Below are 24,281 nucleotides of genomic sequence, written 5' to 3' on the forward strand. Positions count from 1 at the left end.
TATGAATTCAATTATAGATATTTTCTTTGGGCAATATGCAGATTACGAGACCTCGTCAATAATACTCGAGATTGTGGGCGTTATTTTTGGGTTGCTTTCGGTCTGGTATTCTAAACAAAATCATATTTGGGTGTATCCCACAGGGATGATCAGCACCTCTATCTTTGTGTATTTATTGCTAAAATGGGGTTTGCTGGGCGATATGATGATCAACGCGTATTATTTCTCGATGAGCGTTTATGGCTGGTATGTGTGGACTAGGAAAGTAGATGCAGATCACGTGACACCAATTTCAAAAACCACTAAAAAAGAACATACTTGGTCTGCTGTTATTTTTACTGCGGCCATCATTTTTGTATTTGCTGTGTACACCATCTTTGATAAGTGGAACAGCTGGACGGCTTATGTAGACACCATTACAACGGCTCTATTTTTTGTGGGAATGTGGTTGATGGCAAAGCGCAAAATTGAAAACTGGATCTACTGGATTATAGGAGATATTATTTCGGTTCCCCTATATTTTTACAAAGGCTTCACATTTACCAGTTTTCAATATCTTATTTTTACTGTGCTGGCTATTTATGGCTTTATCGCGTGGAAAAAATACCTCAACAACATACCGGAAACTGTATAAAAATTGTACTCTTTGGTCCCGAAAGTACCGGGAAGACTACACTTTCGCAGAAACTTTCAGAACATTATGATGGTGCCTGGGTGCCCGAATTTGCTCGGAAATACCTTCAGCAGAAATGGGACGAAGAACAAAAGATTTGCGAACCTCAAGACATACTACCCATTGCTATTGGGCAGATGAAGCTTGAAAATGAGGCTGCCAATTCCGGAAAAAAAATAGTATTTTGTGACACAGACCTTTTAGAAACAAAGGTTTACAGTGAGTCGTACTATGAAGGATGGTGCGACACTCAAGTAGCAAAAGCTGCAAAAAACAATACGTATGACCTCTATTTGCTAACGTATATAGATACGCCTTGGCAGGCAGATGATTTACGAGACCGTCCAGAACAACGTCAAGAAATGTTCGAGTATTTTAAACAAGCTTTAATTAAGAATGACCGCCCCTACATTTTGGTTAAAGGAAGTTTAGAAGAACGAATGCAATTAATAACCAATCACTTAAATTCTATACTAATTTGAATTTTACAGACCAAGAAATCAACGAAATCAAAGATCATGGCTTAACACCAAAACAGGTAGAAAGCCAAATTGATCTTTTTGTAAATGGGGTGCCTAATGTTAAACTTGTAGCACCTGCAACAACATCAGACGGGATTTTTAAACTCACTGAAGCAGACGAGCTGAAGTTTCTAGATTTTTATGAAGATAAAAAATCAGAACTCGATCTCTTAAAATTCACACCAGCTTCTGGTGCTGCTAGCCGTATGTTTAAAAAAATTTATCAGTTTCTAGAAGACTATGATGTTTCTAAAGAAACAATAGCTGAATATCTGGAGCGCACCGGAGATAAACATATGAAAGTATTTTTTACCGATTATGAGAAATTTCCATTTTACAATCACATCATAGATGGTTTTGATGAAGAAACCAAGGCTGATGAAAATGCGAAGAAATACGCTTTTATAAAAACAATGATGAGTGAAGATGGTGAGAGCTACGGTAATTTACCAAAAGGTCTTATTCCTTTTCATTATTATGGTAGTTATATGGTGACAGCTTTTGAAGAGCATTTGCACGAGGCTGCAGCTTATGCCGCAAAAAGTGATAAAGCAAATCTGCATTTTACCGTTTCACCAGAGCATAAAGAGGCTTTTGCAAAAGAGTTTAAAAAAATTCATGCTTCGGTGAGTAATACAACAGGAGTGAATTTTGATGTAGATTATTCGTTTCAAAAACCGGAGACAGACACGGTAGCTGTTACGATGGATAATAAATTATATCGAAAAGGAGATGGCTCTTTATTGTTCCGTCCCGGAGGTCACGGGGCATTGATTGAAAACCTGAATGATGTAGACGCAGATGTTGTTTTCATTAAAAATATTGATAATGTTTTAGTTCAGGATCAGATTCAAAATTTAGCACGCAGCAAACGTATTTTAGCCGGTTTACTTCTAGAAAAACAAGCTCAGGTCTTTAAATATGCAGAACTTTTAGAGAAGGATACGATTTCTGAAGGGGAGCTTGAGGAGTTGCTGACATTCTTAGAAGAAGATTTTAGTACGCGTATCGATTCAGGTTATGTAGATTTTTCAGTAGAAGAAAAGAAAAGCTATTTCGCAGAACTTTTAAATAGACCTATTCGTGTTTGTGGGATGGTAAAGAATGAAGGCGAACCGGGAGGTGGCCCTTTTTGGGTAGAAGACGAAAGCGGAAAAGTTGCGCTACAAATTATTGAAAGTGCACAAGTAAATACTAAAGACACTAAACAAGGAGAGATATTTAAAAATTCAACACACTTTAATCCGGTAGATATTGTTGCCGGTGTGCGTAATTATAAAGGAGAAAAATACAATCTGCTTGATTATGTAAATCCAGATTTGGCCTTTATCGCTTATAAGACCGACGGAGGTAACGAAATCAAAGCATTAGAGCTTCCGGGATTGTGGAACGGTGCAATGGCACGCTGGAATACACTATTTGTTGAAGTACCTCTGGAAACGTTCAATCCGGTTAAAACGGTAAATGATTTATTGAAACCTTCTCATCAGGCAAAAGCTTAATGGATAAAAATCTGCTGTATACAGAAAGTGATTTTAAGGCAGTGCGCAGCAGTGGTCCCGGTGGTCAGCATGTAAATAAGACTTCTACTAAAGTCATGCTGCATTGGGATCTTGATGCTTCTGTGGTTTTTGATAAAGATCAGAAAGAGCGTCTTAAAAAGCGGCTGTCTTCGAAACTTACTTCAGAAAATAAATTGGTTTTATCGTATGATCAAAGCCGCAGTCAGCATAAAAACAAACAGGAAGTTTTTAAGAATTTAGTACGTTTATTAGAGAAAGCTCTGATAAAGCCTAAAAAGCGTAAAAAGACAAAACCTACTTTGGCTTCAAAAAAACGCAGACTGGATTCTAAAAAGAAAAATTCAGAAAAGAAGGCCAACCGAAAACCGCCTTCCTTTTAATTATTCCAAATATTTTAGAGTATTTTTTATAAAGTGTAGATTAATTCTACACTTTTTTTGTGGAATATGCTCTTCTTCTACACAAATGACTTTTTATCTTATTTCTTTATTAGACCTGTAATCAGCTACTTAATGGGGTTGGGCTGTGCTAAAGTTGCTATGGTATGGTTTTGCTATATACTTAAATGAGTTTGTGACTGAAACAGCTCAAATCAAAATAACAATAAACAAAATATAGAATTATGAAAAATCTAGTAATGACCGTAGCTGCAGCAGCAACGATGCTTTTCGCTACACAAAATATAGCAGCACAAGAAACAGAATCTAAAGAAGTAGCAATGACTGAAACTGAAGTGCAGGCACCTGTACAAGATGGTTTTGAGAAAATTGAAACTTCAGCTTTACCAGAAGCAGTTACTAACGCAGTAGCAACAGATAAGGCAGGATCTACAGTTTCAGAAGCATATTTTAACGAAGAGTTGAGTGTTTATAAGTTGATGTTGCAAGCTGAAGGAGCTGAAGCTGAAACAGCATATATCAATGAAGAAGGTAAATGGGTAAAGATTCAATAATAAGAATCTCCGTTTTAAATAAATTTTAATCAAAGCACATATATGTGCCCAAAATATAGAGTTATGAAAAATCTAATAATGACCGTAGCTGCAGCAGCAACAATGTTTTTTGCAGCAGAAGGAGTAACAGCTCAAGAAACTACAGGAGAAGTAGCACAAGCTACTACAGAATTACAAGCTCCGGTAGAAGGATACACTAAAATTGAAGTTTCAGATTTACCTGTAACGGTGACAAAAGCAGTTGAAGAAGATAAAACTGGAGCAGACGTAACTGAAGCTTGGGTTGACTCAGAAAATAAGACTTACAAATTAACATTATCAACAGAAGGAGCCGAGCCCGAAACTGCATATATAAATGCTGCAGGTGAGTGGATCGAACCAAAAGAGTAGGTTAGGTTTCCCTAATTTGAATTTTTAATGCATAGAATGGTTAGGAATTCAAAATTGAGCCCCGATGAGAATCGGGGCTTTTTTTTATGTTGTATTTTTAAAAAGTTAAGATGAATTCATCCTGAGAATATTCTTAACTTTTTTTATGATTTTATTATTTACCGCAGTTAATGGTATTTGTACTTTTAACTCAATAATCGAGATTTAAATGCTCCGAGGCTTGCCTCGAAGTCAAAAGCGTTTCTTTTTAATGCATTTTGGGCTTGCCCAAGGTGATTTACTAAAACTATCTGTCTTGTCTAAAATACTCCTCATAGAAGATGATGTTGCCTTTTGTAAAATGCTTGAGACCTTTCTCGGTAAAAAAGGTTTTGAAGTTAAAAGTGCTTTTACAGCTGGTGAAGCTTATAAGATATTAGAAGAAGGAGTGACAGATCTGGTCATTACAGATGTTCGCTTGCCAGATGATGATGGTCTTAGCATTTTGAATTTCATACAAGAAAAGTATTCAGCTACTCCTGCAATATTGATGACCGGTTATGCCGAAGTCAATAAGGCTGTAGAAGCTATGAAGGCCGGTGCGTTTGATTACATTTCAAAACCGGTACGACCAGATGAATTATTAAAGATTATACATAAGGCACTTAACCTTCAGAATAAGCCTGAAAACACTTCTAAACCAGTGCCAAATCCAAAAAATAAAAGTGAAAAAGTAGCATCTGCAACAAGTATCAACTTTATTAAAGGAGTGAGTGATGCTGCAGCAAAACTCAATCAATATGTAGATCTCGTAGCACCTACCACGATGTCTATTTTAATAATTGGTGATAGCGGAACCGGTAAAGAATACGTTGCAAAAAGTATTCACGATAAAAGCAAACGTAGCGATCAACCATTTATAGCTGTTGATTGTGGTGCGATCCCTAAAGAGCTTGCCAGTAGTGAGTTTTTTGGGCATATTAAAGGTTCGTTTACAGGCGCAGTTACTGATAAAGTGGGGCATTTTGAAGCGGCTAATGGCGGTACACTTTTTCTAGATGAAATAGGAAACCTCTCTTACGAGTTGCAAGTGCAATTGCTTAGAGCTTTGCAAGAACGTAAAGTAAAACCCGTGGGTAGCAATAAAGAAATACCTGTAGATATTCGCGTTGTTGCTGCTACTAATGAAGATCTGGAGGAAGCTATAAAAGAAAATGAATTTAGAGAGGATTTATACCATCGTTTGAATGAATTTTCAATTGAAATGCCACGCTTGAGTGAGCGTCAGGAAGATTTGATGCTTTTTGTAAATGTTTTCTTAGATCAAGCAAATACAGAACTCGAGAAAGAAGTGGCCGGTTTTAGCGATGATGCTGTAGAAGCTTTAAAAAGATACGACTGGCCGGGGAATTTAAGAGAGCTGAAAAATATCGTAAAGCGATCGGTTTTATTAACACAAGATGCTGTTATTCCGCTTAAGTTGTTGCCTCGCGAAATAATGCTTTCAAAAGAGACTAAGAAAGACGAGGCTTTTACGTTGTTTAATTCTAAAAATGAGCAGGAACTCATTTTGGATGCTTTAGAGAAAACCGGTGGAAATAAAAGTAAAGCAGCCAGACTTCTGGATATTGATCGTAAAACACTTTATAACAAGCTTAAACATTATGACATTAAGCTGTAAGATTTTCTTTAAGTGAATCTAGCAAAGCTTTAGACTTTTCTTTTATGCTTAAAATATCAGATTTTATCTCTTCTTCCGAGACATCTTTAAGTGTAGATTTCTCCAATTTTTCAAGAATAGCAATGATTTCTGAGGCTTCAAGCTGACGCATCATGGGTAATATTTTATGTGCAGTTTCATTAATAGACTTGATGTCTATAGTTTGTGTATCCAAGTTCTCTAAACTTTCCTCAGTACTTTTACAAAACACGTTAAGAATGCTGTTTAAAGCTTCGGTGTCGTCACCTACAAATTCTTTCAGTTGATCAAGTTTGTATAAATCGGAGTTAGATTTTGAGACAGTTGGATTTGATTCCATGTTCTTTTTTTCTAATGTAGTTATGGCGCTTATAGCTTGTATGAGTTCATCTGGCTTATAAGGTTTCTTTAAGTTTTCTGCGAAGCCAAAATTTGTATAATCTGCTTGTTTGAGTGTCTCGTTTCCGCTGAGCGCAATTACGGGTATTTGAGCTGTTTTTGTATATGCTTTAAGTTCTTTGATCAGTGCTACACCATCCATAACAGGCATTTGAATGTCTGAAAGGATTAGGTCATAGGTATTTGTTTGAAGCAATTTTAATGCTTCTTCTCCATTAGTTGCGGTATCCGTTTTCAATCCGTAAGGAGCTAGTGTGGCTTGCGTGAGCTTGACTTGTGCCGGTTCATCATCAACAATTAGAATTCGTTCAATTAAATTTAGATTTTCTGTGGCAATTGAAACAGGTTCAATAAGCTGTGGCTGCTCAGTTTTTTCAACAGGAATAGTAAGTGTAAAGGTGCTTCCCTTGCCCGGAGTGCTGTCTAAAAATAATTTTCCGTTGAGTAGTTTAGTTAGCTTTTTTGAAATAGAAAGGCCTAGCCCAAAACCACCAAATTTACGCTGTGTGGTTTCTTCTGCCTGCGAGAATTCTTTAAAAATAAGTTTCTGTTTCTCTTTTGGTATTCCCTGGCCGGTATCAATAACTTTAAATTTCAGGCTGCTTTCTTGAACGTGAACTGCAATGGTGATGCTGCCTGCCTCTGTAAATTTATAAGCGTTAGTGATGAGGTTGGCGAGTATTTGCTTAATGCGAAAAGGATCACTTAAAAAGATTTGATTCGCCTCTTCAGGAATTTCTGTTATAATTTCAATACCAGATTTTACAGGTTGAGGCAAACTTACCGCCACAACATCAGCAATCAATTCTTTGGGATTAAAGGGTATTTTTTCGATAGCAATCTTACCGGCTTCCAGTTTTGCAAAATCCAGCAGATCGTTAACCAGTTTTAAAATATAATCTCCAGACTTCTGAACGGTATCTAAATACCGCAATTGCTTAGCGTCAACGGGTGTTTTCTTGAGCAATTCTGTAAAACCTAAAACCGTATTTAAAGGAGAGCGCATATCGTGTGTAACCGTCGCCATCAGCTGTTCTCTACTTTTTAAAAGCGATTGAGCGACAGCATTACTTTTTTCAAGTTCCTTACTGTATTGCTGACTGCGGGATGCGTCTTTAAAAATCATAATAACAAAGCCCAGAGCAAGAATAATACTTATAATACCTATGATTTTTAGCGTTTTTGAAATTTCTTCAATCCGGGTGTTGAGTAAGATTTCGCGCTGTTTTGATGTCAAAGTTCCTTCGCGTTCAAGCGCGCTCAGAAGATTTCTTATTTTAAGGTTGATATTGCGATCGTTTGCCAGCAGGGTGTTTTCGCGGTTGATGATGTTGACTTCAAGTTCTTTTTTGCGGGTTTCTATTTTTGCTAATGTTTTACGAACAGTTTGAGCCATAGAAGCCAAATCCTGATCTTGGTTTGCATTGTCTTTTCTGATGTATTCCATCATATCAACAATGACTTTCTTGGTATATGCATCTACAGAGTCTAGTCTGGGATCATTAGCATAATCTTCAAAATAAATGTCTTCTTTAACTAGTTCATCAAGAGCCTCGTCATAATAATTACGGGAGTATTGTTCTTCTCGCAAACGCACCATAGATCTGATGTTACTGGTCTTATTTGAGAGCAACATTTTTATACTGTCTAATTGCTCATTTTGTTCTTTAGTCTCTATTAATGCTTGCAACGAATCTAACTGAATAGTGATACTATCTACCAAAACTTCATACTGACCAAATTGATTTTGAGAGCCCGTTGCCATCGCCGTTCTTCCTATGGTTTCTGCCTCATAAAGATAACTTAGCGCATTACTGGTAAACGTGAGTTTCTGATTAGTTGCTTGTTCTTTTTTAGGAGGGTATATAAAGGTTTTAATCTGTGGATAAATAAACCAAATAGCAAAAAATATGAGTAAACCTATTAGGAGGTAGCCCGTTAAGACCTTAAGCGTTATAGAACGTTTAGTGTTTTTCATAAGTTCTAAAATTAAACTACCCCAAAATAAAACCCCTTAAATTTTTTATAAAAGCAGAAATATTGCATTACATTTGTCGCCTAATCTCAAAGGGGTGCTTAAACTTCTGTTTAGACAGAAAGCGAGCTGAGATCATACCCAATGAACCTGGGCGGATAATGCCGCCAAGGGAATCGCTTAAAATACCGGTTAAGATCGGGTTTGTTTTAAGGAACATTGCATTTATTAACTAATAGTAACACGGAATAATTGCCCCTTTTATTCGTAATATTTTTACGAATGAAAACACTTTTATTCGCCTGTGCTGCCAGCTTAACAGCTTTTGGTACACTCGCACAACAAACACCGCAAGACAGCACAGACGTCAATAAACTTGATGAGGTTCTCGTAAAATCAATCAGGGTAGATGCAGATTCACCCATTACCTACAGCAACCTTTCTAAAGAAGAAATTAATGAGCGTAATCTGGGACAAGATTTACCCATTTTACTCAATTATCTGCCTAGTGTAGTAACAACTTCTGATGCAGGATCAGGAATAGGTTATACTGGTTTTCGCGTTCGCGGAACAGGGAATCAGGGGATTAATGTGACCATTAACGGGATTCCATATAACGATACAGAAAGTCTGGGTAGTTTTTTTGTAAACCTACAGGATTTTAGCAGTTCTATACAAAGTGTACAGTTGCAACGTGGAGTAGGGACTTCTACTAATGGAGCCGGAGCTTTTGGTGCAAGTTTAAATATACTTACCGATGCGGCAGACGATAAAGCCTATGCTCAGGTAAGTGCTTCAGGCGGATCGTTTAATACCCGCAGAGCCAATGTGAAATTTGCTACAGGCTTGATTAGCGACCATTTTAGTTTTTCCGGAAGGCTTTCAACCATAAAATCTAATGGCTATGTAGACCGCGCGAGTTCTGACTTGAAATCTTATTTTTTACAAGGGGAATATCGTAATGAAAATACGCTGCTTAAAGCAATCGTTTTTGGAGGTCATGAGATTACGTATCAGTCTTGGAATGGTATTGATAAGCAGACATTAGAAACCAATCGAACGTATAATCCCATAGGTTTTCAATATGATGATGCCGGAAATCTGGAAGGTTTTTATGAAAATCAGGTTGACAATTATAAACAAGATCACGTGCAATTATTATGGAATCAAAAATACGGTGGCGGCTGGTCTACCAATCTGGCATTGAACTATACAATGGGGCGCGGCTTTTTTGAAGAATATGTAGACTCTTGGTATTATGCCAATGTCAATTTTTCTAACGATGCCACGTTTGATTTTATAGGCTGGGAACCTTATGAAGTAGGTGGAGCGTTGCAAACAGATACCGATTTAATACGCCGTCGTTGGTTAGATAATCGCTACTATGTTGCGAATTTGACTACCAATTATTCTGATAAAAACATCGATTTTGATGCTGGTATTTTTGGTAGTATTTATACCGGTGATCACTATGGTGAGATTATCTGGGCGCGTTATTTTTCACAAACAGAAGAGGCTGGTTATCGGTATTATAATGGTATCGCAGATAAAAATGAGTTTACCACTTTTGCTAAAGCAACCTGGAGAATTAATGATACGTGGAGTGTATTTGGAGATTTGCAAGGTAGGTTTATTTCTTATGAGACTAATGGTCAGGCTGATGATACAACGCCATTTACAATTGATAAAGATTACTCATTTTTCAATCCTAAAGCGGGTTTGACGTTTACTGTTGATGAGTCAAGTAAAGTATATGCTTCTTATGCCAGAGCTAATCGAGAACCTAACCGGACCGATTTTGAAAATGGAAATCCGATTCCGGAAAGTTTGAATGATTTTGAGCTGGGATACCGTTTTACTAAAGATCGTGCGCGTATTTATGCAAATGTGTATTATATGGATTATCGTGATCAACTAGTCTTAACTGGTGCAATTGACGATGTGGGAGCACCAATACGTCAAAATAGTGGTTCTAGTTACCGTTTAGGAGTAGAAGTAGAAGCTGGTTTTCAGTTAGGGAGACAATTTGCGATTTCACCCAATATAGCTTTAAGCACGAATAAAAACCGAGATTTTTTCTTCCAAAGAGATGGTGTTTTACAGAATTTAGGAAATACGAATATTTCTTTTTCACCTAATGTAGTTGCCGGTAATCGTATTGATTTTTTCCCGATTCAAAATTTGCGTTTTTCACTGTTGTCTAAATATGTTGGGGAACAATATCTGGGTAATATAGATGCAGCAAGTTCTAAGCTTGAAGCTTACTTTATAAACGATTTAAACTTTCAGTATGATTTAGAAGAAATAGGTTTTGCTAAGTCAATTACATTAACCGCTTTGGTTAATAATATCTTCAGTGAAGAATATGTTTCTAACGGATATTTTTTCACCTATGATGATGCGAGTTCAGGTAGTGTAACAACTGTTGAAGGAGCAGGATATTATCCGCAGGCAAAAATCAACTTTTTAGTAGGAGCTACTGTGCGATTTTAGAGGATTTTACAGTCAATCTTAAAAGCCGGCAGATGTCGGCTTTTTTAATTTGAAATAATAATATTATTTCCGTTTTCTGAAACCCGGTATTCAATAAGTGTGTAAGGCAATTCTTGATTGAGATCTTGACCAGTATAAAGCGTGTATCTATTGTCTTCACACGAGCAGTTTGCTTCTACGCCATTTAAATTCATCGTAGAACAGCTGTTGGGTACGTGATTGGGATCTGTAGCTTCCCAGGCACGTATAGAAGAACCGGTATTTATCACAAAAATCCCGCGTACTCCTGCGTTAGGCACGTAAATGGCATTTCCGGGAAATTGTAATATTTTATATTCAGGAAAGTTTGTATTTAAATCAATAGAAAATGAGAGGGGATTGATATTCGGGTTGTTGATGCGGTTGTCGTCAGAGCTACACGAAAAAGCCAGTGTGCAAAAGACAGCAATTAGCCCTCTTTTAAAAATTTTAATAGAAGATGAGATTGTCAATTTATAAGATTTTAGAAGTAACAATTAATAAATTCGTATATTAGCAATACTTAATCCCGTTTATTAATGGGATTTTTTGTGTTTATATATCAGGGTAAGACTTTACCATAATATAGATACAATTGTTAAACGATAATTACATACATCGCATTGTGCATAAATAAACGAAGTTATGAGTAAAGTATCATACTATACCGCAGAAGGACTAAAAAAATTAAAAGACGAACTCAATCAGTTAAAGGATGTTGAGCGTCCTAAAGCTTCGCAGGCTATTGCAGAAGCTCGTGATAAAGGAGATTTGAGTGAAAACGCAGAATATGATGCTGCAAAAGAAGCTCAGGGAATGTTAGAGATGCGCATTTCTAAAATGGAAGAAATTGTGTCAAACGCACGTATTATTGATGAGTCGCAATTAGACACTTCAAAAGCGTTGGTGCATTCTACAGTAAAGATTAAAAATCAAACCAATGGTCAGGAAATGACCTATAAGTTAGTAGCACAAAGTGAAGCCGATCTAAAAAGCGGAAAGATCTCTGTGGATTCTCCTATAGGGAAAGGTTTGCTAGGTAAAAAAGTAGGCGAAGTAGCTGAAGTAAGTGTACCTAATGGGACTATGAAATTTGACATTCTTGAAATAAGCAGAGCGTAATGCTGTTGGTTTTGGTATTAAAAGCTGAGCTCAATTAATCAATTAAGATATTTTTTTGAGCTCAGCTTTTAAATTTTAAACTACCTCCAGATAAAGTCACCTTCTTCAACAGACCAATCATTACCAAAAAAACCACTGGCTTTTACGCCTTCAATCCCTTTTGTAATCATGGTTTTGTCAAAAATTAATACATCAGGAAAAGTGGTTCCGTTCTCGAGGTAATCATTTGCATAAGCAGCTTTCATACCTTCAATACCAGTGCCTGTTACAACTCCTATACTTGCTTTAGGACTTTGTTTTCTGGGATAAATGAACAATGCACCCCAAGTATTTCCGGTAAGTGATTTTGAACCTACTTTCATTGTATTTGTAGTTACCTGTATAGGGCAGTCTTTTAGAAGTTTGTTCCAAGCTGTATTATTGCTCTTATTTCCATAGATGATAATATTTTGATTAGGAAAGCTACTTGCTTTAAAATCACGATCCCGTACTACCTCTACGGAACCATTTGCTCGGTACCAAAATTTTTCTGCATCAAATTTGGCTCTGTTGTAGTACCACTCATTTTCTTCATTAGAACCGTTAGAGGCGTAAACAAAAACCATATTGTTTCTAAAGGCATCTTTAAATCCGCCATTCCTATCTGGACCTTTTTTCGAGGCTGAGGGAGCTGTTGTAATTGTCCATTTTTTTGAATTATTTTTTAAGTAAATTGTCTCTTTTGAGGTGGTAACTAATTGTTGGTTGTCTATAACTAAGGTGTCATTTGCATTTTTTAGGTCTTGTAAATCTATTTGCAAAAGAGCCGTATTTAAGGTGGTTATAACTAATTTACCTTTTTCTTTTTTTAACAGAAATGAGCTTATTTCGAAAGGTTTTTCTTGTTGAATAATGCTTACATAGTGGGAGCTAGCAGAGACTCCGGGGGAGCCGGTGTAAAACTCAATCTCATCGATATCTTCTGATTTTTTGATTTTTCGAGCTTTAAAAAAATCAAAAAGCAACGGGTAATCTACACTCTCGTCTCCATACCAGTGAGTCCCGTCAGGATATTCATAATATGAAAAGTCGTTATGAAAAGTACCAAGTCTTGCGCGCATATCACGGGCTATTGAAGTAGGAACAACATTGTCTTTCTCTCCATGTAAAACATAGACTCCGTAATGGAGGTAGTTGCGTTTTAATTTTAATGTGCGGCTAGGGTTACCTGCTCTACGAATCATGGAATCTAAAAGAGCATCAGTTTCGTTATTAAAAGATAGTGTGGTCTTTTTCAAAAACTCATCTTTTGTAATGCCAAACCTATCAAAATTTTCTGCAGGCATTTCTTTCATACGTTTAATAGAATTGTTGCGATATAGCAGAAGATCGGGATAGCCAGCACAAGGAGCAATAGCTGCAAAACGATCAGGATATGTTGCACCCAGATACCATGTGCCATGTCCCCCCATTGAATGTCCTGTTAAATAGGTGTGTTGTTTATCTGTTTTAAGCAATTTTTCGGCTTCGTCAAGAACTTCTAGAGCGTCAAGTCTTCCCCAGTCTTCCCAGGCAAAACCGTAAGGTCTACGATTTGTAGGAGCTACCAGATGCCCCCAGTCTTTCTGTTTGTATGCATTTGCTTGATTCACTGCTTCTACAGAAGCACCGTGAACAGATAAAAATAAGGCCTGATTATCTTTGTCTTTAGTCAGCGAAGGAGCTAAACTATAATACTGAACACTACCATCAATGTGACTAATAAAAGTATTTTTATGGTGCTTGTACTTTGATTTAACGCTGAGTTCTAACGTGTCTATGCTTAATTTATTTCCAGATTTATCAAGTAATGTTATAAAAGCAGTTGTCATTTTTTGAGTTGCTAAATCGTTAGGGACCGGTATTTTAAATGGAACTTTTCTGACGATAAGAGGAGATATATTTGGAAGTGTAGTGGTGATCTCAGCATGACCTACTTTTACGTGAATCTTTCCATTTATAAACCATTCATCTGTTGCATTCATTACCCTAATCGCACCTAACAAAGGTTTAGATTCTTCAATTAGAAGATCTGGAAGTGTCAGATCTCTTTTTGTAAATTGAATGGGTTGGTCAGCTTTCAAAAGCCTTGCGCGCATATTACTAAATCGTCCACCAGAGAGTATAAATTCATTTTTACCTTTGTTGAGTTTTATAGGTATCAAATTCCATCCAAAATCATAATGATCACCCTCGTGAGGTAGACCATTAATCAAAACGTTGGTATGGCCCGAAGCATCAAAAATAACAGTTTGTTCAATTTTAGAATTGTATTCTAAATATAGATAACCAGATCTTAGACCTTTATCATTAAATTCATTTTTTTCTTTTGTTTTTATAGGTTTCCACTCAAGAGTTTCTCCAGAAAAAGAATCTATTATTTTAATTTCTTGAATTGGGGTATTTACTTCTTTATTCAATATTTCAGCGAAAACAGGGTCTCTTGAAACGGCATCAGTATTATAAGAAAATCCTTTTTTATTTAAAATCAGACCTTCATTAAATAGATGAAGTATGGTTCCTTCATTAACGTCTTCTACTTTTTCTTTTCCAAAATATTGAACAATGTTTCCTTGTTTGGTTTGAGCAAATGAAAAAGAGGTTATTGTGAGTAAACTGTATAAAAGCCAGCTAAATTTCATTGTGTGTAATTGTTTAAATTAAAACGGGTCATTAAATAATGACCCGTTAGATTTAATGTTTATAACCTATTGTTTAGGTCCTGCGCCATAATTAGGATTTGATTTGTCAAACCATATGCGCTCTGTATTTAAAACTTGAGGAATATTTGAGCCAGTAGTAAAGCCTTGTTCTGTGTAAGCTTCACTCATGTTTTCAAAGTTTTTGTTGTCTTCTGTAGGTGTTCTTACCGTAAAGCGACGAGGTACAGTTAATGGAGTACCTCCAGCTAAAAACGGATCTCTCGGTAAGTATTCACTTGCAGTTTTAGGGATTCCTGATCGACGTACAGTTGTCCATAAATCTCCCGGTGTGGCAGCAAAGTTTATGTATTGTTGAATATAAACTTTCTCTAAACCATCGCTGCTTAAATTATAAGCTGGCTGATTTAATAGGTCATCAATTTCCCCTTCTTTCAATTTAGTAGCTCCTGCTTGAGAAAGTGCTGTGTCTGTATAAACAGGATCTTCTTCATAATATGGGAAGCCATTATTCTCAGCCAACATGTCTAAACGTAAAGCAGAATCGCGAACACCTTTATTGAAATAATCTTGTGCGTCATTAGGTAGCGAAGCTCCAAGTAGTTTGAATTCAGCTAAATATAAATTTGTTTCTGCTGAAGTGCCCAAAATAACCTGTAGTGGAGGAAAATTATCTGTGCGTTGAATTACGCGACCACCTGGTTTTGTAGGATATGTAAAACTAAATCCGGTACGTGTAATGCGTTCAGCAAAATTAGAAGTTGAAGCGTATACTTTTTCAACTCCGTCCTTATTAATTCTATTATTAATATTTTGATTAAAATAAATATTGTTTTCAGCTTTAAAAACAGCATCAGGAGATAAAGGTACTCCATAATACCTTACCCAAGGTTCTCCAGGGCCTGACCAGCCTTCAAAATCACCTGCTTCATCAAGTACAACATACTGCTCTATATATGGAGGTAAGTCTTGCTCTGCATCTATAAATGCTTGAACTACCTCGCCGTTAAATGAGTTTTTATCAAAAAGAACTTTTAAACGCGGATCTTTATTTTGAGCCATAAAATCTATAAGGTCTATAGAACCAGCTCCAGCTCCCATAGGGTTACCTGTACCCCTATAATTAATACCTCGTTTATAGATGAAGTCATCACTTACGTCATTCATATACCCAGCTGGCGAGTTTGCTACTTCTTCTGCTATAGAAAGAGCTCTTGAAAGATTTGTATTAATCATTCGGGCAGCTATTTTAAGTTTGAGCAGATTACAAAATTTAGCCCATTTTAAATAGTCACCGTTATAAATAAGATCTTGATCTCCAATCTCAAATTGATTTGTAGCTGACAAATCTTCAATAGCTGCATCAAGTTCTTCTAACCAGATATCGAATAATTCTTCTTGAGTATCGTATTTAGGTGTAAGCAGAGCAGGTGTTGTGTAAGGAGCAAGACCAGCTTCTGAATAAACCATAGAGCCATAAAGATCTGTTATGGTAATCGCAGGTTGTATCTGAATAGGGAATGTCATTGCTCTGAGTGCTTTTCTAGCTTCTTGCTCTGTTTCACTCATGGCATCAATACGAGCTCTAATATCTCTTGTGTTTGGGATAAGAGAATTGTATATATTTTGAGTCCCTACTTCGCCCATTTCAATTACATCTTCGCTATTTCCACCTCCAGAAGATGGTGTAGTTACTTGAGTCCAAGGGTAGATATAATCAAAATTATTGTAGAACCAAACCGTATAATCATTGCCATACATTTGTTCTATGGATTTAGTCATAGAAAATCTCAAATCTGGATCTGAAAGTGAAGAGGGGTCGCTGTTTAATTCTGCAAAATCATCTTTGTCACAACTTGCAACTAAGATCATTAGCAGGATTAGTAATGGAGTTATATTTTTTTTCATTTTAGTTTTCTTTTTTTTAAAAATCTAAAGAGATAGTCATCGTGTAATTTGCGGTATATGGTGCAAATGATCGTTCTCTAAAAGAATCTGAACTTGCTGTACCCCTAAAACTCTCTGGATTGATGTTATTTGGTAAAGAATTGTATAGGTAACCTAGATTTCTTGCATTTATACCAATATATAGGTTGCGTGCATTAAGCTTATCACTGATACTCTTGGGAAGATTGTATCCTAATGAGATGTTACGCAAAGCAATATACTTTACTTCGCTAAACCAGTCGTCATTAACAACACCAGAACTCCAAGCATTTGTGAAATAATTGAAATAACTGGCGTGAGTAGGTTCAACATAACCTTCTTCGTAAGCTTGCTGATAAGTCATGCCTCCTACGTCAATAGTATTTCCGTTAGGAGCCGTTACGGTTTGACCTTCTTCAAAAATACCTTCAGGTATAATACCATCAGAATAAGTTCTGTTTGCAGTATCTGAATATTCTGAAGTCCAAGTTACTCCTCCATATTCTGGAGTTCGACCTCTTAAGGATGCATCTAGATAACCATATGCTGTACCATATTTACTAGAATAAGATGCGATGTGGCCACCAAATCTTGCATCAAGTAATACAGATAGGGTAATGCCTTTATAATTAAACTCATTGAGTAGAGATCCTTCAAAATCAGGCTGTACTTTACCTACTTTTTCAACACTACCACTACGTTGATAATAGGCTCCACGTCTTGAGTCACTGTATGTCAATAACTTCATTCCATTACGAGGGTCGTCTATAGGGTTGCCATTTGCGTCTGTAGATTGCCAGGTTTTAATAGCGCTGTCAGACATTAAAACTCCATATTCTCCACCTTCAAAGGCAACAGAACCAATTCTGAAGTTACCATAGTCAACATCACCACCTAGTTTTTTGAACTCACCGTAGTCTTCGTGTAAGTCCTTAACTTTTGTAGTGTTATTCCAATAATTAAAGGTAGCATTCCACTCAAAATTTTGAGTTTTAACAGGACTTCCGTAAACAGTCAATTCAAGACCATAGTTGGTCAATGTTCCAATGTTTGTGAATAAATTATTATAACCCGATTCCATAGGGATAGGTACTGAGCCAATCTGATTTTCAATAGTTTCATTATAATATGCAAAATCAAAACCTAAGCGATTACCAAATAGTCGAGCATCCATACCAACTTCAAAAGAGTTTTTACGTTCGGGTTGAATTTTGTTATCTACTAAGGTTGTTGAAACACCATTATTGTAAATGAAATCACCATTTGGCATCTCGTAGTTGTTTATGCTATACCCATTATTGATAGCGTATGGGTCTGTATCACTACCTACTTGAGCCCAAGAGGCACGTAATTTTCCAAAGCTAATCCAGTTTGGAAGTTCAAAAGTTTCGCTAATTAACCAGGAGGTTGAAACAGATGGGTAGAAATATGAGTTGTTACCTGTTCCGTCGGTATAAACTAGTGCTGAAGACCAGTCATTTCTACCAGTTATATCTAAGAATAGTTGGTCTTTATAGCCAAGACTAGAAAGGAAATACAATGAATTTATCTGTTTTGTGCCTAAGATACCCGCATCAGAAATTAAATTTCGTTTTGAGTTACTCATAAAAAATCTTCCAGGGACAATTAAGCCTCCATCAGTTCTGACGTTGCTAAAAGATTTTTCTTGATCCCATATTTCTGCACCTACTAATAGGTTAGATGTTAGGTCTTGGTTTATATCTTTATGAAAGTTTAGTGTTAACTTTCCATTTCTAGTCAAATCTCTAGAATGATTTAAAGCATATTGACCGCCTTCATTCGCATATCCACTTCCTAATGATTTAGACTCATATTTTGTGGTATAATCGTTAGCACTTACTTGTGCGGTGATTGTTAACCAGTCAATAGGGTCTGCAGTTAAGGTGATTACCGGTCTGGTTACAGTTTCTTTATTCTCATCGTCTAAGGTGTTGTAGTTAAACCATAAACCTCTGTTTGGTGCGAATGCAAATTCATCACCATATTCAGAGCTAGGTACTCCTCCATGAGGTGCTTGCCAAAATCTTCGCTGTGTATATTTTTCAGTATTGTAGGTTCTCTCAAAGTATCCCTCAAAAAAGTTTTGAGAGATCGCATCTTGTGCGTTTTGTGAATTAGATTGAGTAAAAGAAATCGCTCCACTAGCTTTTAACCAAGAGGTCAAATTATATGAGGCCTTAAAGGAGAATGCATTTCTTTCAAAACTATTGTTTGGCAAAGTACCTGTTCTTTTATTATAAGAGTCAGAAAGGTAGAAGTTTCCTTTTTCATTACCGCCACTTACAGAAAATGCAGTATTACTATTAATGCCCGTATCATAGGCATTTTTCATATTATCCTTTCTAGCAGCATAAGGAATTAAACTTCCATCATAATCTTCAATTAGACCTCCATCAAATCGAGGACCATAACTTAAGCCGCCACCTGCATGATTAATTAACGTACGTTGACCATCTGCATTGTAATAAAATTGATTGTTGTCAAAACGATAATAATTGTCACTTGTATCTTGATCACCATAATTTACATAACCTGCAAGTGTTCCCGGTCCAAACTCGTTTTGTAAATCTGGAGTATTGTAAACGTAGTCAATACCTATAGATTGTTTTACTGAGACCCCAATCCCACGAGCACCGGAACCATCTTTAGTTTCAATAAGAACAACACCATTTATACCACGAGATCCATACAATGCTGTAGCTGCAGCTCCTTTAAGAACAGATACTGTTTTGTAGTTGTCTGGGTTTAAGTTTTTCAGAATATTTCCATAGTCATTGGCTGAGCTAGACCAGTCTGCACTAGTATTAGAAACATTATTGTCAAGAATAACGCCATCAATAACAAAAATAGGTTGGTTATTGCTAGAGTTTAAAGAAGATACTCCTCTAATTTGGATTTTAGAGTTACCAAATAATCCACCGTCAGAAGCTCCAATACTTACACCAGCGACTTTTCCTTGTAAGGCCTGTACAGGGTTGACAGTGTTCGTTTTAGCGAGTTCTTCACCTTCAACTTCTGTCATTGCATAACCAAGGGCTTTTGTTTCTCTTTTTATACCTAAAGCAGTGATTACTACTTCGGTGAGAGCTTCTGTGCTTACAGCGAGAGATACATCTATTTTCTTCTTTCCATTAATTGCAATCTCTTGAGTTATAAACCCAATCATAGAGAATGCTAATTCAGAATCAGGAGAAACTTCAATGTTGTAATTTCCATCAAAATCTGATACTGTTCCGTTGTTTGTTCCTTTCTCAATAATGGTAACCCCGGGTATAGGTGTGCCAGTTTCTGCATCTAAGATAGTTCCTGTAACCACTTGTTCCTGGGCCTGTATACCTTGCATACACAGAAACAATATTGGCAGTACTATACGCAATAGTTTTTGTTTCATAAATGTTATTTTAATAAGATTTAATTGTTAGTAGAACTAAGTAGCGAAGAATCTTAAAAAAAACACAAATAAATAGATAGATAACCTGTGAGAGTCGACAAACGACAAAATTAAACTTATAATGAATTCTTGATTCATTTATAAATGAATAGATGGGGAGAGTTTTATGTAGTTTATTTGGTTTTTTTTTGATGAAAAATTATTATTTAACTAATATTTGGATTGTATTATTTGTGATCTAAGAATCGGTTAATTTATTGTTAAAGGGGGTGTTTTTTGTGTGTTGCATTATGATTATTTGGACTTTACTAGTAGAAGCGTTATTTTGACTTATTTTTATCAAAAAAACAGAAATTATGGCATCTATTTTCACTAAAATAATCAATCGCGAAATCCCCGGTTATATTGTTGCTGAAGATGAGCAACACATCGCGATTTTAGATATAAATCCTAATGCAAAGGGGCATACGCTTTGTATTCCTAAGAAGGAAGTAAATAAATTATTTGACCTGCCTGAAACTGATTATATGGCGCTTATGTCTTTTAGCCGAAAGGTTGCAAAAGCATTAGAGCAGGTTGTTGACTGTAAACGAATAGGTGTTTCTGTAATAGGTCTTGAAGTGCCTCACGTGCATGTGCATTTGATTCCGTTAACTACAATGGAAGACGCTCGTTTTATCTCAAAAATTAAAATGGAGGCAGAAGAGTTTAAAGCCTTAGCCGAAAAAATACAGGCAGCTCTTTAAGGAGTTTGAAACTTGTATATGGCAAATGCCGAAGCTGCACCGGCAACTACGATAGCAATTAAGATAATTATCGCTAAAGGTTTGTAGCGTGTGTACGTATCAGGATTTCCAAAACGTTTTAGATTGTATAAATATACCCGGTCGATTTCATCCGTCCAGAGACCGGGATATATCATCGACTCACAATGGGTGCAATTAAGCTCTCCCTTCACTTCTTTAGTAGATCGTGTCATGAGCTTATTCTCTTCTACTTTATTAAAAAAAGAAAAAGTGAGCCCATCTTGGGCAAAGCATTTGGGACAGTTATTACGCAGTTTGGATTCACCAAATTTTACGTAGTTAGAAGCCATATTCGTTAGGTTGATTGTCTTGCGAAATTAAATTATTTCATAAGATTCTCCAGATTTATTTGAGCATATTGCAGCAACATAATGGTTTTTGCATCTTTGATTTCGCCTCGTTTGATAAGATCTAAAGCTTCCTTAAATTGATATTCAAGCACTTCAATGTTTTCGGTTTCATCTGCTGCGCCACCGCCTTCTGAGACTTTTTGTTTTTCAGAATACTCCGCGATAAAAAAATGTAAAATTTCAGTTACAGAACCCGGGGACATATAAGATTCAAAGACCTTTTCGACCGTTTTAATGCGGTAGCCGGTTTCTTCTTCAATCTCCTTTATAATGGCAGTTTCAGGGTCGTTTTCATCCAATAAACCGGCACAGGCTTCAATCATCATCCCATCTTTATTTTTATTCAGATACGTAGGCATTCTGAACTGTCGCGTGAGAATTACCGTTTTTTTATGGGTATTGTAAAGCAGAACCACCGCGCCGTTACCTCTGTCATAAGCCTCACGAGATTGCTTTTCCCATTGCTCATTGTTGTTGAGGTATTCAAACTCTACCTTTTTTAAGGTGTACCAGTTGTCTGAGAGGATGCTAACCTGCATATTTCTCACATTATCATTCATGATTCAATAAGTTTTAAGGCGATTTGAAATGTAGTTCCTTTGTTGATCTCACTGCTTAACACACGTACCTGGCCGTCGTGATATTCTTCTATAATACGTTTTGTAAGTGATAATCCCAGTCCCCAGCCCCGTTTTTTTGTGGTGTAACCGGGTTCAAAAATAGTTGAGAAGTTCATTTTAGGAATACCCTTACCGGTATCAGAAATCAGGATTCTAACATAACGCGTATCGCGTTTGATGGTTAAAGTTAATTTTCCTTTCCCCTTCATCGCATCAATAGCGTTCTTTACCAAGTTTTCAATACTCCAGGCGTAGAGTTCTTTATTGAGCATTACAAAAAGTTGCCCTTTTGGCGGAACATCAATCTCAAAATCTATGAGTTTTGAACTCCTGTTGGCAAGATATTCAAAGGCTTCCTGAGTTTCAGTGATGATATTTGTAGCGTTGAGTTTCGGGACACTTCCTATTTTTGAAAACCTGCCGGTAATCGTTTCGAGACGGTTGATGTCTTTATTTATTTCTTCAATATACTCGGGGTTTACATTTTCGGCTTTTAAAATTTCAGTCCATCCTACTAAAGAAGAGAGCGGCGTACCTATCTGATGCGCTGTTTCTTTAGCCATACCTGCCCACAGCAGATTTTGTTCAGAAGCTTTTGAGGTGGCATAGAAAAAGTAAATGACTCCAATAAATAGAATCACAATGATCACAAGGACCACCGGAAAATACTTCAGCTGATTGATCACGGGAGAATGTCCGTAGTAGGCATACCAAAGTTCTCCACCTAAAATATCAATCCGTATGGGATCGTTTTCCGCAGCCATTCCCATTAAAATTTCTTGTGATTGAATGGGATCGTCCAGAACACCTTCCGGGATATTAATGCTGTTTACAATACTGTCTTTATAATCGGTTATGATTATGGGTATGTATTGATTTTTAGAGTTGATTTTCTGGCTTAGCGCATAATACTGGTTGATATCCTCGGTATTAAAAGCTTCCATAGAGGATGCCCAAACTTCCATACGGTCACGCTCTGCCTGTTTGAGTTGGTCAAAAAACAAAGAGACATTCCAAAGAATTAATGCAGTGATGACAACTGCCGCAAAAATGATAAACCAGCGTATAAAGCGCTGATCTGTATTGAAATTCATAGGGACATGTTCTTTTTACTCGATAATCGAGATTATAATCTTTCGAGACACACCTCGAAGTTGAAAGTCATTTTCAGGATTAATTACGGCACCAAATTACAAAGTTGACGCAACTTAAATATAAAGTATTTCTTAAAGAATTATTGTATTCAAAACGGTTTTAAGTATAGTAGTGGTTGACTACCTTTGCGAGATGAGCACAGAAATCTTAAGCATAGATCCTGAAACAACTGATAATTCGCAAATTTACAGCGTGTTATCTGGTTCTGTAGGGCCCAGACCCATTGCTTTTGCAAGCACTTTAGACGCTAAAGGTAGTCCTAATTTGGCGCCTTATAGTTTTTTTAATGTGTTTAGTTCTAATCCGCCGGTCGTGGTTTTTTCTCCTGTAAGAAGAGGGCGAGACAACACTACAAAACACACGTTAGATAATATTTTAGAAACAAAAGAGGTAGTGATCAACATCGTTAATTATGCGATGGTTCAGCAAATGTCATTGGCGAGTACAGAATATGATGCGGGTGTAGACGAATTTATAAAAGCGGGTTTTACTAAGGAAACTTCAGAGCTTGTTAAGCCGTTTCGGGTAAAAGAATCACCGGTTCAGTTAGAGTGTAAAGTGAAAGATGTGATGGCTTTAGGAACTGAAGGCGGTGCGGGAAATCTTGTGATTTGTGAAATTGTAAAAATTCATATTCAAAAAGCGGTATTGACCGAAGCCAATACCTTGGATGAACATAAACTGGATCTTGTTGCTCGTATGGGCGGTAACTGGTATACACGTGCTATAGACGGAATGTTTGAAGTACCAAAACCTTTGCGTAATTTAGGCGTAGGCGTAGATGCTTTGCCAGAACAGATACGTATGAGTACCGTTCTTACCGGAAATGATTTAGGTCGGCTGGGTAATGTAGAAGTGATACCTGATGCTGATGCTGTGGCAAAATATTTAGATGAAAACTCATCGCTGCAAAATTTGCTAACTAATGGTGATACGGTAGCTTTGCACAAAGAAATTCAAAAGCTGATTCAGCAAGATAATACAGGCGATGCCTGGAAATTAATTTTAGCCTAAGGGAACAGGCATATAAAACATCAAAAACAACAGAAATGGAAGTACAGGGAAAAATTAAATTAGTAGGAGAAACACAAACCTTTGGAAGCAATGGTTTTAGAAAGCGAGAGGTTGTTGTAATTACCGAAGAGCAGTATCCACAAACTATTATGGTTGAGTTTGTACAAGATAAAACAGACTTATTAAATAATTTTAACGTAGGTCAGAATGTAAAAATTAGCATCAACCTACGCGGTAGAGAGTGGGTGAACCCACAAGGGGAAACTAAGTATTTCAATAGCATACAAGGTTGGAGAATAGAAAATCTTCAGGAAGGAGCTCCAGCAGCAGGTATGCCACCGGTTCCACCAGCAGACCAGTTTGAGCCGGCATCAGACTTTAGTGATGATGATCATGACGATTTACCTTTCTAAAAAGCACGTTAAACACAATGAATACCCCAGATACTTTTTATAAGTTTCCGGGGTATTTTTTTGTTATTAAAGTTTGTGAGCTTTGTTTTGTAAAAAAGAAAAAAGCTCTGATTACAGAGCTTTTTAATTGGTTTTAGGTTAACCTATTTAATAAACTAAAAAA

At 36.6% G+C, this 24,281-nt stretch carries 20 protein-coding genes; 12 read left to right on the top strand and 8 right to left on the bottom strand.

Annotation, left to right across the window (positions count from 1 at the left end; translation table 11 throughout):
* The first annotated feature begins 1 nt into the window (after position 1).
* The 7 genes from pnuC (at position 2) to BUB91_RS01905 (ending at position 5,719) form a co-directional block, all read left to right on the top strand.
* The gene (gene pnuC / locus BUB91_RS01875; protein ID WP_073096236.1) at positions 2-634 is read left to right on the top strand and encodes a nicotinamide riboside transporter PnuC; all 633 of its coding nucleotides are present in this window, start codon (positions 2-4) and stop codon (positions 632-634) included.
* On the top strand, positions 595-1,155 hold the full coding sequence (locus BUB91_RS01880; RefSeq protein ID WP_073096238.1) for an AAA family ATPase: 561 nt from the start codon (positions 595-597) through the stop codon (positions 1,153-1,155). Before pnuC ends, BUB91_RS01880 begins: the two co-directional genes overlap by 40 nt.
* Entirely contained in the window at positions 1,152-2,696 is a 1,545-nt protein-coding gene (locus BUB91_RS01885; RefSeq protein WP_073096240.1) for a DUF4301 family protein, read from the top strand. Before BUB91_RS01880 ends, BUB91_RS01885 begins: the two co-directional genes overlap by 4 nt.
* A complete protein-coding gene (gene arfB / locus BUB91_RS01890; RefSeq protein WP_073096242.1) occupies positions 2,696-3,097 on the top strand; it encodes an alternative ribosome rescue aminoacyl-tRNA hydrolase ArfB in 402 nt (133 codons plus the stop codon). The genes BUB91_RS01885 and arfB overlap by 1 nt, the downstream gene beginning before the upstream one ends.
* A gap of 242 nt (positions 3,098-3,339) precedes the next feature.
* A complete protein-coding gene (locus BUB91_RS01895) occupies positions 3,340-3,669 on the top strand; it encodes a hypothetical protein (RefSeq protein WP_073096244.1) in 330 nt (109 codons plus the stop codon).
* Positions 3,670-3,732: 63 nt separating this feature from the next.
* Positions 3,733-4,059, top strand: a complete 327-nt coding sequence (locus BUB91_RS01900; protein ID WP_073096246.1) for a hypothetical protein — start codon at positions 3,733-3,735, stop codon at positions 4,057-4,059.
* 295 nt (positions 4,060-4,354) lie between these two features.
* Entirely contained in the window at positions 4,355-5,719 is a 1,365-nt protein-coding gene (locus tag BUB91_RS01905) for a sigma-54-dependent transcriptional regulator (protein ID WP_241652550.1), read from the top strand.
* Here BUB91_RS01905 and BUB91_RS01910 read toward each other — a convergent pair.
* Positions 5,709-8,114 (bottom strand): hybrid sensor histidine kinase/response regulator, encoded by a 2,406-nt coding sequence (locus BUB91_RS01910; protein ID WP_073096250.1) that lies wholly within the window; start codon positions 8,112-8,114, stop codon positions 5,709-5,711. The genes BUB91_RS01905 and BUB91_RS01910 overlap by 11 nt on opposite strands.
* A 279-nt stretch (positions 8,115-8,393) precedes the next feature.
* Here BUB91_RS01910 and BUB91_RS01915 point away from each other — a divergent pair, with 279 nt between their 5' ends.
* Positions 8,394-10,604 (top strand): TonB-dependent receptor, encoded by a 2,211-nt coding sequence (locus tag BUB91_RS01915; RefSeq protein WP_073096252.1) that lies wholly within the window; start codon positions 8,394-8,396, stop codon positions 10,602-10,604.
* A gap of 44 nt (positions 10,605-10,648) precedes the next feature.
* On the opposite strand, the gene BUB91_RS01920 is transcribed toward BUB91_RS01915, so the two are convergent.
* A complete protein-coding gene (locus tag BUB91_RS01920; RefSeq protein WP_128759278.1) occupies positions 10,649-11,095 on the bottom strand; it encodes a Rieske (2Fe-2S) protein in 447 nt (148 codons plus the stop codon).
* A gap of 172 nt (positions 11,096-11,267) precedes the next feature.
* Between BUB91_RS01920 and greA the strand changes: the two genes are divergently transcribed.
* The gene (gene greA / locus BUB91_RS01925; RefSeq protein ID WP_073096254.1) at positions 11,268-11,744 is read left to right on the top strand and encodes a transcription elongation factor GreA; all 477 of its coding nucleotides are present in this window, start codon (positions 11,268-11,270) and stop codon (positions 11,742-11,744) included.
* 80 nt (positions 11,745-11,824) lie between these two features.
* On the opposite strand, the gene BUB91_RS01930 is transcribed toward greA, so the two are convergent.
* The 3 genes from BUB91_RS01930 to BUB91_RS01940 all read right to left on the bottom strand — a co-directional run bounded on the left by BUB91_RS01930 (position 11,825) and on the right by BUB91_RS01940 (position 19,760).
* A complete protein-coding gene (locus tag BUB91_RS01930; RefSeq protein ID WP_073096256.1) occupies positions 11,825-14,404 on the bottom strand; it encodes a carboxylesterase family protein in 2,580 nt (859 codons plus the stop codon).
* A gap of 66 nt (positions 14,405-14,470) precedes the next feature.
* Positions 14,471-16,330 carry a SusD/RagB family nutrient-binding outer membrane lipoprotein gene (locus BUB91_RS01935; protein ID WP_073096258.1) on the bottom strand — a complete coding sequence of 620 codons (1,860 nt, stop codon included), beginning with the start codon at positions 16,328-16,330 and terminating at the stop codon, positions 14,471-14,473.
* 16 nt (positions 16,331-16,346) lie between these two features.
* Positions 16,347-19,760 (bottom strand): SusC/RagA family TonB-linked outer membrane protein, encoded by a 3,414-nt coding sequence (locus BUB91_RS01940; RefSeq protein WP_073096260.1) that lies wholly within the window; start codon positions 19,758-19,760, stop codon positions 16,347-16,349.
* Positions 19,761-20,116: 356 nt separating this feature from the next.
* On the opposite strand from BUB91_RS01940, the gene BUB91_RS01945 reads away from it, so the two are divergent.
* Positions 20,117-20,506, top strand: coding sequence for an HIT family protein (locus BUB91_RS01945; protein ID WP_073096262.1), 390 nt, complete (start codon positions 20,117-20,119; stop codon positions 20,504-20,506).
* Here the strand turns inward: BUB91_RS01945 and BUB91_RS01950 are convergent.
* From BUB91_RS01950 to BUB91_RS01960, 3 genes are read right to left on the bottom strand one after another with little or no spacing between them, the layout of a single operon-like run.
* Positions 20,503-20,856, bottom strand: a complete 354-nt coding sequence (locus BUB91_RS01950; protein WP_073096264.1) for a hypothetical protein — start codon at positions 20,854-20,856, stop codon at positions 20,503-20,505. The genes BUB91_RS01945 and BUB91_RS01950 overlap by 4 nt on opposite strands.
* Before the next feature lie 32 nt (positions 20,857-20,888).
* Positions 20,889-21,476 (bottom strand): GDP-mannose pyrophosphatase NudK, encoded by a 588-nt coding sequence (nudK, locus tag BUB91_RS01955; RefSeq protein WP_073096266.1) that lies wholly within the window; start codon positions 21,474-21,476, stop codon positions 20,889-20,891.
* Positions 21,473-22,630: a sensor histidine kinase gene (locus tag BUB91_RS01960; RefSeq protein WP_073096268.1), complete on the bottom strand. Its 1,158-nt coding sequence runs from the start codon at positions 22,628-22,630 to the stop codon at positions 21,473-21,475. The genes nudK and BUB91_RS01960 overlap by 4 nt, the downstream gene beginning before the upstream one ends.
* Before the next feature lie 193 nt (positions 22,631-22,823).
* Between BUB91_RS01960 and BUB91_RS01965 the strand changes: the two genes are divergently transcribed.
* Complete coding sequence (locus tag BUB91_RS01965; protein WP_073096401.1) at positions 22,824-23,705, top strand: flavin reductase family protein; 882 nt, start codon at positions 22,824-22,826, stop codon at positions 23,703-23,705.
* A 35-nt stretch (positions 23,706-23,740) separates the two neighbouring features.
* Positions 23,741-24,118 (top strand): DUF3127 domain-containing protein, encoded by a 378-nt coding sequence (locus BUB91_RS01970; protein ID WP_073096269.1) that lies wholly within the window; start codon positions 23,741-23,743, stop codon positions 24,116-24,118.
* The last annotated feature ends 163 nt before the right edge of the window (positions 24,119-24,281 follow it).

The sequence above is a fragment of the Leeuwenhoekiella marinoflava DSM 3653 genome (genome assembly GCF_900129005.1).
In the GTDB taxonomy this organism is placed as follows: Bacteria; Bacteroidota; Bacteroidia; order Flavobacteriales; family Flavobacteriaceae; genus Leeuwenhoekiella; species Leeuwenhoekiella marinoflava.

Excerpts from the sequence above, each read along its gene's own strand:
- pnuC (WP_073096236.1), top strand. The coding sequence starts at position 2 with ATGAATTCAATTATAGATATTTTCTTTGGGCAATATGCAGATTACGAG.
- arfB (WP_073096242.1), top strand. The coding sequence starts at position 2,696 with ATGGATAAAAATCTGCTGTATACAGAAAGTGATTTTAAGGCAGTGCGC.
- BUB91_RS01895 (WP_073096244.1), top strand. The coding sequence starts at position 3,340 with ATGAAAAATCTAGTAATGACCGTAGCTGCAGCAGCAACGATGCTTTTC.
- BUB91_RS01900 (WP_073096246.1), top strand. The coding sequence starts at position 3,733 with ATGAAAAATCTAATAATGACCGTAGCTGCAGCAGCAACAATGTTTTTT.
- BUB91_RS01910 (WP_073096250.1), bottom strand. The coding sequence starts at position 8,114 with ATGAAAAACACTAAACGTTCTATAACGCTTAAGGTCTTAACGGGCTAC.
- BUB91_RS01915 (WP_073096252.1), top strand. The coding sequence starts at position 8,394 with ATGAAAACACTTTTATTCGCCTGTGCTGCCAGCTTAACAGCTTTTGGT.
- greA (WP_073096254.1), top strand. The coding sequence starts at position 11,268 with ATGAGTAAAGTATCATACTATACCGCAGAAGGACTAAAAAAATTAAAA.
- BUB91_RS01930 (WP_073096256.1), bottom strand. The coding sequence starts at position 14,404 with ATGAAATTTAGCTGGCTTTTATACAGTTTACTCACAATAACCTCTTTT.
- BUB91_RS01935 (WP_073096258.1), bottom strand. The coding sequence starts at position 16,330 with ATGAAAAAAAATATAACTCCATTACTAATCCTGCTAATGATCTTAGTT.
- BUB91_RS01940 (WP_073096260.1), bottom strand. The coding sequence starts at position 19,760 with ATGAAACAAAAACTATTGCGTATAGTACTGCCAATATTGTTTCTGTGT.
- BUB91_RS01945 (WP_073096262.1), top strand. The coding sequence starts at position 20,117 with ATGGCATCTATTTTCACTAAAATAATCAATCGCGAAATCCCCGGTTAT.
- BUB91_RS01950 (WP_073096264.1), bottom strand. The coding sequence starts at position 20,856 with ATGGCTTCTAACTACGTAAAATTTGGTGAATCCAAACTGCGTAATAAC.
- nudK (WP_073096266.1), bottom strand. The coding sequence starts at position 21,476 with ATGAATGATAATGTGAGAAATATGCAGGTTAGCATCCTCTCAGACAAC.
- BUB91_RS01960 (WP_073096268.1), bottom strand. The coding sequence starts at position 22,630 with ATGAATTTCAATACAGATCAGCGCTTTATACGCTGGTTTATCATTTTT.
- BUB91_RS01965 (WP_073096401.1), top strand. The coding sequence starts at position 22,824 with ATGAGCACAGAAATCTTAAGCATAGATCCTGAAACAACTGATAATTCG.
- BUB91_RS01970 (WP_073096269.1), top strand. The coding sequence starts at position 23,741 with ATGGAAGTACAGGGAAAAATTAAATTAGTAGGAGAAACACAAACCTTT.